The sequence below is a fragment of the Butyricicoccus sp. OF27-2pH9A genome, from assembly GCF_027693185.1.
Taxonomy (GTDB): domain Bacteria; phylum Bacillota; class Clostridia; order Oscillospirales; family Butyricicoccaceae; genus Agathobaculum; species Agathobaculum butyriciproducens.
Genome location: NZ_JAQEXK010000003.1, coordinates 16389 through 31260, shown reverse-complemented (window position 1 = coordinate 31260; position 14872 = coordinate 16389). Strand labels below are relative to the sequence as shown.

At 55.5% G+C, this 14872-nt stretch carries 11 protein-coding genes; 6 read left to right on the top strand and 5 right to left on the bottom strand.

The window, feature by feature from the left end:
* The first annotated feature begins 373 nt into the window (after positions 1-373).
* From thrS to proS, 3 genes are all read left to right on the top strand, one after another.
* Entirely contained in the window at positions 374-2128 is a 1755-nt protein-coding gene (gene thrS, locus PG722_RS04010) for a threonine--tRNA ligase (RefSeq protein ID WP_118285532.1), read from the top strand.
* 94 nt (positions 2129-2222) lie between these two features.
* Positions 2223-3989 (top strand): S-layer homology domain-containing protein, encoded by a 1767-nt coding sequence (locus PG722_RS04005; protein ID WP_270579734.1) that lies wholly within the window; start codon positions 2223-2225, stop codon positions 3987-3989.
* Entirely contained in the window at positions 3989-5428 is a 1440-nt protein-coding gene (gene proS / locus PG722_RS04000) for a proline--tRNA ligase (protein ID WP_270579733.1), read from the top strand. Before PG722_RS04005 ends, proS begins: the two co-directional genes overlap by 1 nt.
* A gap of 317 nt (positions 5429-5745) precedes the next feature.
* Here proS and PG722_RS03995 read toward each other — a convergent pair whose 3' ends face one another.
* Both PG722_RS03995 and PG722_RS03990 read right to left on the bottom strand, forming a co-directional pair.
* Positions 5746-6672, bottom strand: a complete 927-nt coding sequence (locus PG722_RS03995; protein WP_118285535.1) for a hypothetical protein — start codon at positions 6670-6672, stop codon at positions 5746-5748.
* 134 nt (positions 6673-6806) lie between these two features.
* Complete coding sequence (locus PG722_RS03990) at positions 6807-7940, bottom strand: Gfo/Idh/MocA family protein (RefSeq protein ID WP_270579732.1); 1134 nt, start codon at positions 7938-7940, stop codon at positions 6807-6809.
* Positions 7941-8174: 234 nt separating this feature from the next.
* Between PG722_RS03990 and PG722_RS03985 the strand changes: the two genes are divergently transcribed.
* Positions 8175-8774: a hypothetical protein gene (locus tag PG722_RS03985; protein ID WP_270579731.1), complete on the top strand. Its 600-nt coding sequence runs from the start codon at positions 8175-8177 to the stop codon at positions 8772-8774.
* A 199-nt stretch (positions 8775-8973) separates the two neighbouring features.
* Here the strand turns inward: PG722_RS03985 and PG722_RS03980 are convergent, their stop codons facing one another.
* Complete coding sequence (locus PG722_RS03980; RefSeq protein WP_270579730.1) at positions 8974-10176, bottom strand: class I SAM-dependent methyltransferase; 1203 nt, start codon at positions 10174-10176, stop codon at positions 8974-8976.
* A gap of 134 nt (positions 10177-10310) precedes the next feature.
* Here PG722_RS03980 and PG722_RS03975 point away from each other — a divergent pair, with 134 nt between their 5' ends.
* Entirely contained in the window at positions 10311-10484 is a 174-nt protein-coding gene (locus tag PG722_RS03975) for a DUF1540 domain-containing protein (RefSeq protein ID WP_110436834.1), read from the top strand.
* A gap of 231 nt (positions 10485-10715) precedes the next feature.
* Here PG722_RS03975 and PG722_RS03970 read toward each other — a convergent pair whose 3' ends face one another.
* Positions 10716-12068: an MATE family efflux transporter gene (locus tag PG722_RS03970; protein ID WP_442867825.1), complete on the bottom strand. Its 1353-nt coding sequence runs from the start codon at positions 12066-12068 to the stop codon at positions 10716-10718.
* An 87-nt stretch (positions 12069-12155) separates the two neighbouring features.
* Positions 12156-13091, bottom strand: coding sequence for an S-layer homology domain-containing protein (locus tag PG722_RS03965; protein ID WP_270579729.1), 936 nt, complete (start codon positions 13089-13091; stop codon positions 12156-12158).
* Between the two features lie 205 nt (positions 13092-13296).
* Between PG722_RS03965 and guaA the strand changes: the two genes are divergently transcribed.
* Positions 13297-14853, top strand: coding sequence for a glutamine-hydrolyzing GMP synthase (gene guaA / locus PG722_RS03960; protein ID WP_117491254.1), 1557 nt, complete (start codon positions 13297-13299; stop codon positions 14851-14853).
* The last annotated feature ends 19 nt before the right edge of the window (positions 14854-14872 follow it).

Below are 14872 nucleotides of genomic sequence, written 5' to 3'. Positions count from 1 at the left end.
ATTTGGCAGAGAGCGTGCGCCACGGCTGCAAGCACACGCAATGCGGAGAAAACAGTACCGATTCCCGAGCCGCACAGCGGAAAACCGCAGTATGCTGTGCCGTGTCGTTCGCGTTAAGAACTCCGAGCGGCAGTCCTGCAAGGGCTGCAAGCAGGGTGGAACCGTGGGCAAGCGCTCACCCCTGAGAGATACAGGGGTGAGCGCTTTTTTGTTACTCTGCAGTAATGAAAAATTGAAAATGGAGAGTTGAGAATTGTGGTTACGCGCAAAGCGCGTCATAAAATTCCGTCCCGTGGACGGATACCTTCATTTCCCATTCTCCATTATCAATTACTCCACTCGTTATGATTTTACAAGAAAGGTCTGAATAAAAGTGTCCGAAGAAAACAAGTACACGTTTGAAAACAAGGAATACCGCGACACCTACCGTCACACGGTATCGCACATTCTCGCGCAGGCAGTCAAGCGCCTGTATCCGGAGGTCAAGCTGGCCATCGGCCCGTCCATCGACAACGGCTTCTACTACGATTTTGATGCGCCGTTCTCCTTCACGCAGGAGCACCTCGATGCTCTCGAGGCAGAGATGCGCAAGATCTGCAAGGAAAAGGAGAAGCTCGAGCGCTTCGAGCTGCCGCGCGCAGAGGCCATCAAGTTCATGGAAGAGCGCGAGGAGCCGTACAAGGTAGAGCTGATTAACGATCTGCCGGAAGACGCTACCATTTCCTTCTACAAGCAGGGCGAGTTCACCGACCTGTGCGCAGGCCCGCATCTGGACTCCACCGGCCGCGTAAAGGGCAACGGCATCAAGCTGATGAACGTTACCGGCGCTTACTGGCGCGGCGATTCCTCCAAGAAGATGCTGCAGCGTATTTACGGCACCGCATTCCCGAAAAAGGACGAGCTCGACCAGTACCTCAATATGCTGGAGGAGGCCAAGAAGCGCGACCACCGCAAGCTGGGCAAGGAGCTCGGCCTGTTCATGCTGACCGAGGAGGGCCCCGGCTTCCCGTTCTTCCTGCCCAACGGCATGATCCTCAAGAACACCCTGATCGACTACTGGCGCGAGGTACACAAGCGCTACGGCTACGTTGAGGTTTCCACCCCGATGATCCTCAACCGCAAGCTGTGGGAGCGCTCCGGTCACTGGGATCACTACAAGCAGAACATGTACACCACCGTCATCGATGACGAGGATTACGCAATCAAGCCGATGAACTGCCCGGGCGGTATGCTGGTCTACAAGGCTCAGCCGCACTCCTACAAGGAGCTGCCGCTGCGTGTCGGCGAGCTGGGTCTGGTACACCGTCATGAGCTGTCCGGCGCACTGCACGGTCTGTTCCGCGTGCGCTGCTTCACGCAGGATGATGCCCACATCTTCATGACCTGGGATCAGATGAAGGACGAGATCAAGAATGTCGTTCGTCTGTTCGATGAGGTTTACTCCACCTTCGGCCTGACCTATCAGATCGAGCTGTCCACCATGCCGGAGGATCACATGGGCGAACTGAAGGACTGGCAGTTTGCGGAAAAGACCCTCGCAGAGGCTATCACCGAGATCGGCAAGGACTACGTTGTCAACGAGGGCGACGGCGCGTTCTACGGTCCGAAGCTGGACTTCCATCTGGCAGACTCCATCGGTCGTACCTGGCAGTGCGGCACCATCCAGCTGGATATGCAGCTTCCGGAGCGTTTCGAGCTTGAGTACACCGGCGCAGACGGCGAGAAGCACCGTCCGGTTATGATTCACCGCGTTGTCCTCGGCTCCATTGAGCGCTTCATCGGCGTTATCACCGAGCATTTTGCAGGCGCATTCCCGACCTGGCTGGCACCGGAGCAGGTTCGCGTTATGCCGATGACCGACCGCAATATTCCGTGCGCACAGGAAGTTGTTAAGCAGCTGACTGATAAGGGCTTCCGCGTAACCATGGACGAGCGCAACGAAAAGATTGGCTATAAGATCCGCGAAGCACAGGTTCACAAGATTCCGTATATGATCGTCATTGGCGACAAGGACGAGGAAAAGGGTGTTATCTCGGTTCGTACCCGCAAGACCGGCGAGACCACCGCTATGGAGACCGGCGAGTTTATCGAGAAGCTCGCGTATGAGGTTGAGAATAGGCTGAAGTAAGCAGCAAAACGGAGAGCGGAAGCTGTATTCCGTTCTCCGTCACAATAGAATAAAGGTTCATAGAGTTTTGTCATGTATGCAGGGAGGGTGCGGCATGAAAAAATTTGTTTCCGCGTGTCTGATGGCAGGTCTGTTGACTTGTGCCGCCGGTGCGGCACAGGTCGGTACGATCAACAACAATTATCCCGGCGATACCGAAGCGCAGGCGCAGATGCTTTACGATCTCGGACTGTTCAAAGGCACCGACAAGGGCTTTGCGCTGGAGAAATCCATGACCCGCGCAGAGGCCTCGGTGATGCTGACCCGTCTGCTTGGCGCAGAAAAGACCGCGCTGGCAGGAAACTGGAAGCATCCGTTTACCGATGTGCCGCAGTGGGCGGACAAATACGTCGGCTGGCTGTATCAGAATGGTTTGACCAAGGGCGTTTCCGCGACAAAGTACGGCTCGCAGCGCAATGTCACCTGCGACCAGTATTGCGTTTTTCTGACCCGGGCACATTTGGATGCGGACAGCTATCAGGGTACGGCTTTTGTCGATAACGATGAGGTACGGCAGACGGACGAGGAGGGCTTTATCCGCGGAGATGCGGTTTCGCTCTTGGCGCGGCTGCTCAGTACGAACTACGCGAAAAATGGCGATGAAAGCGACCGCAGTGTGGCGGAAAAGTTGATCGACGACGGCGTTTTCACGGCGGAACAGTTCAAAAATGCGGCATGGGACGTTCTACCGCGTGATTACGGCAATGATTACCAGTACGATGGCAAATGGAACCTGATTGCTTCGCCATGCGTCTGCCAGATCGCAGATGTGACAGTGGCGCAGTGTCCGATTGACGGAGTGCAGCCTGTCAGCGGTACAGACCGTTATGCACAGAGTGATATGAGGCAGTCGGACTTGATCCTGTACCGCATGGACAGCAAGACGATGGCGCTGACGCAAGTGCTCTCGCTGCCGAAAGAAAGTTCTGTGGAATATCTCGGCAGCGCTGGAGAAACCGACTATCTGTTGGTATTCAACAAGGAAACGGAAACGTATTCGCTGTGCTCGGTACGCGGCGATACGGTCAAAACCGAACTGACCCTGACCGAAGCACAGCAGCAGGCAGCACGCACTGTTTATCAGAGCGCACGCGGCTGCATCATCTGCACGGACGAGACGACCGGTTATAAGCTCACGGAAACAGGCGTGGAGCCGTTGGGCGTGGCGGCAGGCATCTGCCAACTGACCGAGGACGGCATGATTATTACGCAGAAATGTACGGCGGACGAAACCGTGCTGACGGCGTATAACTGGGACGGTCAAAAGACAGACGGCTATACCATCTCCAATGCGTATCAGTCGGATGATGCCGAGGTGCGCAAGCATTTTGCACCGCAGATATTCGGCAGTGACGGTGCGCTGTTCTGGGGCACAGCCGGGCTGTACCGCGAAGAAAACGGCCGTTTGGTGCAGGTGACAGACTCTCCGGTCATCAGCGTAAAGCAGGATGCCGATGGGGCCTATTATGCTGTTTCCTGCGATAAGTCTGAGCGGACGGAATACTATTCGGATGGTATCGGATACATGGCGGGTGATATGCTCGTGCGTATCGCGCCGGACGGAACGCAGACCACGCTTACAACACTCGATGACATTCTGATCGACGAGGTAAAGACGGTCAAAAGCGGTGTTGTTCGCTTCGCAATCGCTATTCCGACAGAGGGCCATAGAAGCGGACACTATACCTGCCTGTTGAAAGACGGAAGAATTACCGTCCGGTCTGCAACCGATGATGTATTCTACATCTGGGGCAACGATGCGCTGGAAAACGAACAAGAGAAAATAGATAAGATTATTGCGAACCAGAAAGGTGAAGAATAATGGCAGAAAAGAAAAAGCTGGTCAGCGAGATCACGTCTATGGACGTGGACTTCGCGCAGTGGTACACAGATATTGTTAAAAAGGCTGAAATGGCCGATTATTCGTCCGTAAAGGGCTGTATCATCATGCGCCCGTACGCACAGGCGCTGTGGGAGAACATTCAGCACACGCTGGACGGCATGTTCAAGGAGACCGGTCACGAGAATGTAGCAATGCCGATCTTCATTCCGGAAAGCCTGCTGCAGAAGGAAGCCGACCACGTTGAGGGCTTCGCGCCGGAGTGTGCATGGGTAACGCACGGCGGCAACGACAAGCTGGAGGAGCGTCTGTGCGTTCGTCCGACTTCGGAGACGCTGTTCTGCGAGCATTACGCAAAGATCGTTCGTTCCTGGCGCGACCTGCCGAAGCTGTACAACCAGTGGTGCTCGGTTGTCCGTTGGGAAAAGACCACCCGTCCGTTCCTGCGCAGCCGTGAGTTCTGGTGGCAGGAGGGTCACACCGTTCATGCTACCGCTGAGGAGGCTATGGAAGAGACTCTGCGCATGCTGAACATCTATGCGAAGTTCTTCGAGGAGTGGCTGGCGATTCCGGTGCTCAAGGGTGAAAAGACCGAGAAGGAGCGCTTCGCCGGTGCAGAGAACACCTACACCATCGAGGCTATGATGCACGACTGCAAGGCTCTGCAGTCCGGTACCTCGCACTACTTCGGTGACGGCTTTGCACGCGCATTCGGCATGCAGTACACCGATAAGAACAACACCCTGCAGTATATGTATCAGACCTCCTGGGGCGTTTCTACCCGTATCATCGGCGCGATCATCATGACGCACGGTGATAACGAGGGTCTGGTTCTGCCGCCGCGTATCGCTCCGACCCAGCTGGTTGTTATTCCGGTTGCGGCTCACAAGGAAGGCGTCAAGGAGAAGGCAACCGAGCTGTACGAGCAGGTCAAAGCAGCGGGCATCCGTGCCAAGATCGACCTGAGCGACAATACCCCGGGTTGGAAGTTTGCCGAGTACGAGATGAAGGGCATTCCGCTTCGTCTGGAGGTTGGTCCGCGCGATATCGCTGAGGGTCAGTGCGTACTGGTTCGCCGCGACACCCGCGAAAAGACCGTTGTTAAGTTCGAGGATCTCGAAAAGACCATTCCGGCACTGCTGGAGGATATCCAGAAGTCGCTGTATGAGAAGGCGCTCAAGAACCGCGAGGCGCATACCTATACCGCAAAGTCTCTTGACGAGATGAAGTCCATCCTTGCTGAGCACACCGGCTTTATCAAGTCCATGTGGTGCGGCGACCTCGCCTGCGAGGAGAAGGTCAAGGAAGAGACCGGTATGCCGAGCCGCTGCATGCCGTTCGAGCAGGAGCATATCGCAGATACCTGTCCGGTCTGCGGCAAGCCTGCAAACAAGATGGTTGTCTGGGGCATCGCGTACTAAGTGAAGTCTCAGAATCGAAAAGCTGCACAAGAAAAGTTCCTCATCAGTTGATGAGGAACTTTTTGCACTAATAGAGAAATTTTTCAGCAGATTGAACGGTTTGTGCGGCAGTAATCAGATACCGGTTGCAAAGCTGCCGATCAGAAAGCCGCCGTCTGTATTCTTAACGAGAATGAAGAATGAAGCAGTGGCATCCTTCAGGTCATAGATCGAATTTGCCGACGGCTTCATTTTTAACGGACAATCGAAAACCGTCGGCTTGCCGTCGTACAGAACGGCGAATTTACAGCCGGCTGCGCGTAAACGGGTAAAGATGATTATCTGCAGGAATTATTGCCGCTGCAGGAATTGTTATTGCCGCAGCCGCAGCCGCTGCGATTGTCATTTACGCCGGCACTGCCGGTGAACAGACAGCCTGCCTTGTCGCTCTGCGGCGGGAAAAAGGCGTCGATGGGGAAGTCGAAGCTCGAGAAGATCTCGCACGGGTCCTGCTCACCGCCGACACCGCTGTTCGAGCAGTCGCGCCGCGGCAGACATACGTCGTAAGCGGGCATGAGCAGCTGGATGTCGCGCTCAAGCCGGATGATCGAGAACTGACCGAGGGTTACGAACAGCTGATAGCCATCGTTGCTGAGCACGAGATCGTCACCGCCGAAGCACGAGCAGATTGAACGGGGTACTTCGTGCAGAGCGCAGCAGCAGCAGTTGCAGCTGGTTTCCGGCGCTACCACACGCGCGTCCAGCATGATCGGATCAACGACTTCTACGACTGCAGTCGGCTTGTTGCTGTCAGGCCGCAGCTGCACATCGCGGCCGTCCTCGATATATTGCGAAGAAAAGATGCGCGCGCCGCCTTCACCGCCGAACAGTACAACGCGTTTGTCAAATACCGCCAGACCGTCCACAATACGCGGACGACCGATTACGCAGCTGATTTCACATTCAATGCGGTAGAAAAAGCGGATATCAACGCTGTAGAAACCTCGATTAAACTGAATCCGCTCAACATCAATAGAAACACAGAGCAGTTCCGCTTCACGCGGCTTCACAGATGCAATGCCGCCGGCATTGATCAGCTCCTGCGCATCGCGGGTGAGATACACGCGAATGTCACGCAGGCACTCCTTGCTGCGGCAGGAGTCATAAACCTTTTTGGTGTGGACGCAGACCGCTTCGCGGAAGCCGCCTGCACTGTTGCCGTTATTGCCGCCGATAGGACCCGGGCAGCAAACTTTTTCAGCCATGTATATTACCTCCAAACAAAAATTGAAGCAACTTCAGTATCAATCTATTCGGAGATTTTCCGGGGTGTTACATTAAGAAGTCCCTCTGTACCTTCAATACAGGGGGACTTCCGTCAAAGAGGGAGGGGGCTGCTTTATACGTCCATCCAGACGCCTCCGGCCTTATGGCTGCGCACACAGGCATCGACAAAGCGAACGCCGAGCACGCCGTCCTCCACAGTCGGAAAGGTGTCGGTTGTGTTCTCACGACCTGCCTTGCGATCGGAGAGCACATTGCAGAACGAACGGTAAATATTCGAGAACGCCTCGATAAAGCCTTCATTATGGCCTGCACCGACGCGGGAAAGCCGCGTGCTGGCATCGAGCAGATAGTCTGCACCGGCGGACAGCCGCTGACTCGGCTGGCTGCGCGGCGTGTAGATCAGGTGGTCGCAGTCGGTCGCGGTCCATTCGAGCGAGCCTTCGGTGCCGATGACGTAGATGCCGCTGTCACACTCGTGTCCAATCGCAATCTGGGATGCCCAGAGCGTACCGGTTACGCCGCCCCCGAAATCCATCAGCACGTTTACATTGGTATCGAGCGGCAGATCACGCGGATAGGTATCCATCATCGCCAGCACGCGCTTGACGTGCAGACCGGTAAACTGCGTTACCATCTGCTCTGCATGTGTGCCGAGATCGTTTGCACACAGCGAGGAACCGACCTTTTTCGGCTGAAAACGCCATGCCGAGGTGTCCACCTTACCGTCAACCGCACCGGAAATGACCCAGTCCTCCGGATGCTGCACGCGGACGTGCAGAATATCACCGATTACACCTGCGCGAATCATCTCACGCGCCTGACGGATGAGCGCATAGCCGGTGTACGAATACGTTATGCCGAACAGCAGACCGCGCTCCTCTGCAATGCGGGCAAGCTCCTCGGCTTCCTCAGTGCGGAGCGCAAGCGGCTTGTCGCATATAACGTGGATGTCATGCTCAAGAAAGCACTTTGCAATCTCGTAATGCGTATCGTTTGCCGTCATGATGGAGACAAAATCAATACCGTCCTCACGCGTGGACTCCTTGTCTGCCATTTCGTGAAAATCCGCATACACGCGGCTGGTGTCAGGCAGGTGATACGCCTCAGCGGTCGCGCGGTTCTTATCCATGCTGCGGGAGAAGCAGCCGCAGACCAGCTCGGCGGAATCGTCCAGCATAGCGCCCCAGCGGTGGAATTTGCCGATGTATGAACCAAGCCCGCCGCCGATCATACCAAATTTCAGCATAAGTAATTACTCCTTACATTTTACATATCAAAGTTTACGGCCTCTACCGTTCCTGAGGTCTGTGATGCGATGCTTGAGGTGCTCCTGACCGATAAAGCCGCCCGCACCGATGATACTTGCCGAAATCGTTTTCTTCTCCATGATCTGTGCCTCCTTTTGTTCTTCGTGGCTCACTTTATACCTCTATTATAGAACAAAATTGCATAAAGTTACGTCAGGAACTTAACCTGTTCTATGCAGAAATTAACATCAGAAGTTTATGGAGCGGAATTTGCTCGGCGTCATTTTTTCACGGCTGCGGAATACGCGGGAAAAGTGACTTGCACTGTTGAAGCCAATCTGCTCGATGGAGAGCGCCGAACCGGTCAGCAAAACCTTTGCGTAACGCAGACGCTACTCCTGCAGATAATCATGCGGACGGAAGCCGACGTACCTGGCAAAACAGCGAATGAGATGCGTGACACTGAAATGGTGCAAATTGGCAAATATTTCGAGCGTGACCTCTTCCTGAAAGTGCTCGGCGATATACTCGACCGCCGGACGAATCACCTCGGGAATATCCGGCTTGGTGTCCGGCGCGGCAAGACAGCACAGCACGGATTGGATGCCGATCGAAATGCGGTGCTCATTGTACACCTACTTGTCACCGTAGTAGAAAATCTGCTCAAAATACGGGAGAATCTCATGATTCCCATCAAAGCAGATGCCGGTCAGCAGCCGGACATAAGCCGCGCTTTCGCCGCCGGAAAAGTGAAACCAGAGGAGCTCGGTCGACCCGGTGACGTAATACCGGTGGGGAAGGCGGCAGTCCAGGGTAGTGTCCGTACTGGATGAGATAATACAGGTGCTCCCGCGCAAACGGAGACGGAATGGTAAAGTCCACACGCGACGAGAGCAGCAGGCCTTTGTCGGGTGGTTTCACAGGCATTACCTCCGTGAGAGCATACAAAAATTGTAATGCAGATTTGCTCAAAGAGCAAGAGCGTATCCGGCAGATTGTCTGAAATGCACATGGAAAACGCAAACAGGGGAATTAACCCATCAAGTCCTCATCGGTGACGAAAAACTCGTTGTCGAGTTCCGCGCACCGGCGGTCCAGCTCAGAGGTCGTGCCGAGCGTACGGCGCACGGCATCGTACTCGGCTTTCGCGCGGTTGTTCACCTTGCCGGTGCGCGTTGCGCGGATGAGCAGGTTTTTCGGGGTATCGAGCGGCGAAATATACTCAACGACAGACACCTTGTAGCCTTCGGCTTCCAGTTTGAGCGCACGCATGCTGTCGGTCAGCACATCGTTAAAGCGCGCCTTGAATACGCCGAATTTGGTCAGCGGCTCGAGTCCGGGCATGGTGTACTGATCGAGCAGTTCCTTGTGGCAGCACGGCACGCACGCGATGTATTTCGCCTTGGCGCGGATTGCCGTACCGAGCGCGAGGTCGGTCGCAATATCGCACGCGTGCAGCGAAATCACAGCGGTGACGTTTTTCGGCGGCTGGTACGTTCGCAGATCGGCACAGATGAATGTCATGTTGTGGTAACCGAGACGCTTCGCCATCGCACGGCTCTCGTCAATAACGTGCTCCTTGATGTCCACGCCGATGACACGGCAGCGGCGATGCAGTACCTCGTGGATGTAGTAATTCATGACAAAGCTGAGGTAGGATTTGCCGCAGGCGCAGTCCAGCAGCACGATCTCGTCGCTGTCGTCCTGCTCAAACATGGGGGCAACCAGCTCAACGTAGTGGTCGATCTGATTGTACTTGCGGATCATGTCGTTTTTCAGCTTGCCGTCTGCGGTCAGGATGCCGATCTCGCGCAGCAGCGCCGCCGCCTGATCGACGCGGATGAGGTACTGCCGGCCGCTGTCGAGCAGCGGATTGGCGGCAGCCGCCTTTTCCTCGGCGGTCGCTTCGCGCTCGGCCTGCTTCATCTGTACGCCGCGTGCCGTCACGGACAGCGTAACGACCGTGCTGCGCTCGGTATAGGTGAGTACGCTCTCGTCGTATTTTTCAGCCTGCTTGGCAAAGAAGGCGCAGAATTCAGCCGCGTCTACGCGGCGGTCGCTGCCCTGAAAATGCAGCGTGTAGTCCTCGTCCGCGCGGGACAGCTTTGCGTCAAATTTCTTTTTGCCGGAAACCAGGGTGCAGTCTGCCTGCACAAAAAAATCGCGGTTTTTGGTCAGCCGTGCTGAAATGCCTGCCAGCAGCAGCTTGAGCTTCGCGGAATCTCCCTTTTGCATGAATGTCACAACCTTTATTGTAATGTTTTTTGTTTTAGTATAGCACAACGGAAAGCATTTCCGCAATTCCAAAGTATAATTTGTGGAAACGAGTGAGATAATATTACCGAAATCACAAAAGGAGGTCATTCTCTATGAGTAACGATCGCTGCAACAAGTCTATCCACTGCACGGTGGAGCAGTGCGCAAACCATTGTCCGACCGCTTCTTACTGTGCGCTGGACAGCATTACCGTTGGCACGCATGAGGCTAATCCAACGATGGATCAGTGCACCGACTGTAAGTCCTTCCAGCGAAAGTGCTGCTGATTTCCCCTCGCAATGCAGAAAAGGGAGCCGGATTTGTCCGACTCCTTTTTCGAGTGTACTTATATAATAATTGAGAATGGAGACACCCACCGCAGGCGGCTCTTAGCGAGTCGGAATGGAAAATTGAGAATTATGGTGTCGCACGAAGGGAGATAATTGAATGCCGTCCGAGGGACGGTAAATGGAATAAGCATGAGATTCAATTTGAAGTTCATGCTCCATCCTCTATCTTCAATTCTCCATTTTAAGCTCCGGCATCACCACATGCCGCATGGTAAAGTAGCACGCCAGACCGCCGATGCAGTTGGACACCGGCTCTGCCGCAAATACGCCGCTCACGCCGAGATTCCAGCAGTACGGCAGCAGCAAAGTCAGGGGCACAACAATGAACGCCTTGCGCAAGAGAGAGAAGAACACTGCGTATTTCGCCCGGCCCAGCGCGCGGAACGTGCTCTGACCGGCATACTGGAACGCCATCATCACAAAGCCGAAAAAGTAAATGTGCAGCGCCGGAACAGCCGCCGCGACCAGTTCCGCGTCCTGATTGAAAATGCGTATGAACAGGGCAGGGAAAAGAGAGACCAGTATCCAGACAAGCATGGTGTACCCGATAGCAATCTGCGTCATAAACCGGATAGCGTCTCGGGTGCGCTTGTACAGACCGGCGCCGTAGTTGTAGCTGATGGCGGTAGATGCACCATCCGCGATGGCGAGCACCGGCGTCTGTGCAATCTGGCGCACGGAGTTAAGTACGGTCATGACGCTGATGTACAGGTCTCCGCCGAAACCGCGCAGCATGGAATTGCACGCCACCTGCACGAGCATATCCGTAAACGACATGACGAAGCTGGCGATGCCGAGCACGGTAATGCGCTGGATACAGTGCCAGTCCGGACGGAAACCGCGGAAATCCAGCTTTAACTCGGCTTTTTTGCCGGTTAAGAACTTGACCACCCATGCCGCAGACAGAAGCTGCGACAGCACAGTCGCGATAGCAGCGCCGCGCACGCCGAGGTGCAGTGCGAAAATGAAAATCGGGTCGAGCACGATGTTGGCTGCCGCGCCGAGCGCCACGGTAAGCATGCCGGTTCGGGCAAAGCCCTGACAGTTGATGTACGGATTGAGACCGAGCGACAGCATGACGCACAGCGTACCGATCAAGTAAATCACGATGTACGAGGACGCATACGGGTACGTCACCTCACTGGCGCCGAACAGATAGAGCAGCGGGCGATGAAACGCGATGCCGAGTACGGTCAGCACGGCACCGCTCAGCAGCAGCATAAAGCCGGCGTTGACCATGATGCCTTGCGCGCCTTCCCGGTTGCCTTTGCCGCGCGCCATCGCGCACAGTGGAGCACCGCCCAGTCCGAACAGATTGGCAAACGCGGTAATGAGCGTCACAAAGGGGAAGCACAAGCCGATACTTGCCAGCGCAAGCGTGCCCTCGCCGGGGATTTTGCCGATATAAATGCGGTCTACAATATTATACAGCAGGTTGAGCAACTGCGCGATGAGCATCGGTGTGGCCACCGCAAGTATCCTGCGGCGGATGCTGCCCTGAGAAAAATCAATTTGCTGCAAACGAATACAGTCCTTTCAAAATCAGAAAAAAGCAGGGAGAAGTCCGAGCTTCTCCCTGCACTATTGTAACACTGCTGCTGATTTTCGTCAAGAATCCAGCAAAATCAGTGCGCGATACAGCATTTCGCACGCCGTTCGGCGGTCGAGCGGGTGTTCTGGGTTCTGTGCCTGTGCAGCGGTGAGTACGGAGGCGCGTTCCAGCCGAGCGATTGCCGGCTGTGCCCAATCCTGCGGAGAATGGTCAGACATCGACCAAGCGTACTGCACACCGCTCAGCGTGCCGTCAAGCAGGTGGTCGAGCACCACGCCTGCCTCGGCCGTTGTGATGGTTTTCTCGCCGCGAATCTCACTCACGCCGGAGACGGTCGCGTAGCCGCTGACCAGTCCGTTTGCGGCTGCGGCGCTGATATACGGCTTGGCCCACGCGGAAAGTCCGCTGTCATCCGCAAAGTCGGTCTGGTCTGTCGGTTCAACGGACAGGTCTGCCGCGGCGGCTGTCATGGCGATGAACTCACTGCGTGTTACCGGTCGGCTGGGATGGAAAAACGCACAGCTGCCGATGGTTTCTCCGGTCATTACACCCTTTTGCGATAGATAGATCGCCGCGTAATGCGCCGGATCACCGTCCATGTCCGAGTAGGTGAGTCCGGTCTTATTCTTTTTAATCTCAATCGTGATAGCGGCAGGCTGCGCTGTGTTTCCCTCGGCATCCACGGCGGTATAGCGGAAGCTGTCGCGTCCGGCTTTGCGGCCCGGTGTGTAATATAAGGTACTGCCCTCGATCTTCGCTGTGCCCAGCCGCGGCTTTTCGGTCAGTTGATAGAGCACTACGTCGTTATCCGCGTCGGTCGCGGACAGTTCAGCCTCCACGGCGATATCCACGCAGGTCTGCGCCGTGACCGGCTGCACCACCGGTGCATTGTCCGCCGCCTGCGCGGTTACGGCGGCAGCGCCGATCAGTCCCGCATAGGCGAGCACGGTTGCGAGCAGCACCGCAATGATGCGAATCTGCCTGTTTTTCAAAATCCTTCACCCTTTCCGGTCGTTTCTTCTATCGGAAAGTATGCACGCGGCTGTTAAATTTTATACCGGATCGGCAGAATTCCGGTCTGTGTATGTTTTCTTCCTGTCGGGAAACGGAAAATTCCGCAAAAGCCCTTGCCGAAAACGCAGAAATGTGGCATAATTCTATTATATATACATTGGGAAAACAGAAAGGAGATTGGCGATGGAAAATCATCAGCTTGTTCTGGTGCTCGACTTCGGCGGTCAGTACAATCAGCTGATTGCACGACGCGTCCGCGAACATAATGTTTACTGTGAGGTCAAGCCCTATAAGACCTCGATTGAGGAGATCAAGGCGCTCAATCCGATCGGCATCATCTTTACCGGTGGTCCGAACAGCGTTTACGAAGAAAAATCCCCGAAATGTGATCCGGCTCTGTTCGAGCTGGGCGTACCGGTTCTGGGCATCTGCTACGGCTGCCAGCTTATGGCGCATACCCTCGGCGGCGAGGTAACTGCAGCGCAGGAGGACACCGCGCGCGAGTACGGCAAGACCGAGACCTTCTACAACACGGACTGCAAGCTGTTCAAGGGTCTGCCGGAGCAGGGAATTTCCTGGATGAGCCACGGCGACTACATGGCAAAGGTGCCGGAGGGCTTCGAGCTGGTCGCTCACACCGATATGTGCCCGACTGCTGCCATCGCTGACGAGAAGCGCGGCTTTTACGGCGTACAGTACCATCCGGAGGTAAACCACACCGAGAACGGTTCGCTCATGCTGAAGAACTTCCTGTATGAAGTCTGCCATGCAAAGGGCGACTGGACCATGGGTGACTACAAGAACAGCTCCATCAAGGCCATCCGCGAGAAGGTCGGTGACGGCAAGGTTCTGCTGGCGCTGTCCGGCGGCGTTGACTCCTCGGTTGCAGCTGCTCTGCTGGCTGAGGCAGTCGGCAATCAGCTGACCTGCGTATTCGTAGACCATGGTCTGATGCGCAAGAACGAGGGTGATGAGGTTGAGGCAGCTTTCTCCAAGTGGGACATCAACCTGATCCGCATGAACGAGGAGGACGCGTTCCTCGGCGCTCTCAAGGGTCTGACCGATCCGGAGGACAAGCGCAAGGCCATCGGCGCACAGTTCATCCGCACGTTTGAGAAGATGGGCAAGCAGATCGGTGAGCAGGTCGGCAAGATCGACTATCTGGCACAGGGCACTATCTATCCGGACGTGATCGAGTCCGGCAAGGACGATGCCGCTGTCATCAAGAGCCACCACAACGTAGGCGGTCTGCCGGATTTCGTGGACTTCAAGGAGATCATCGAGCCGCTGCGCATGCTGTTCAAGGACGAAGTTCGTCAGCTCGGCTTTGAGCTGGGCCTGTCCGAGCAGCTGGTTATGCGTCAGCCGTTCCCGGGTCCGGGTCTCGGCATCCGTATTACCGGCGAGATCACCAAGGAGAAGTGCGACATTCTGCGTGAGGCAGACGCAATCTTCCGCGAGGAGATTGCAAATGCAGGTCTGGACAAGGAGATCAACCAGTATTTTGCTGTTCTGACCAACACCCGCACCGTAGGCGTTATGGGTGACAGCCGCACCTACGATTACGCACTCGCGTTGCGCGGCGTAACCACCAGCGACTTCATGACCGCTGACTGGGCGCGCATCCCGTACGAGGTGCTTGATAAGGCTTCCAGCCGTATCGTAAACGAGGTTGTCGGCGTAAACCGTATTGTGTATGATATTACCAGTAAGCCGCCGGCTACGATTGAGTGGGAATAATTTCGGAAATCTCCGAAAC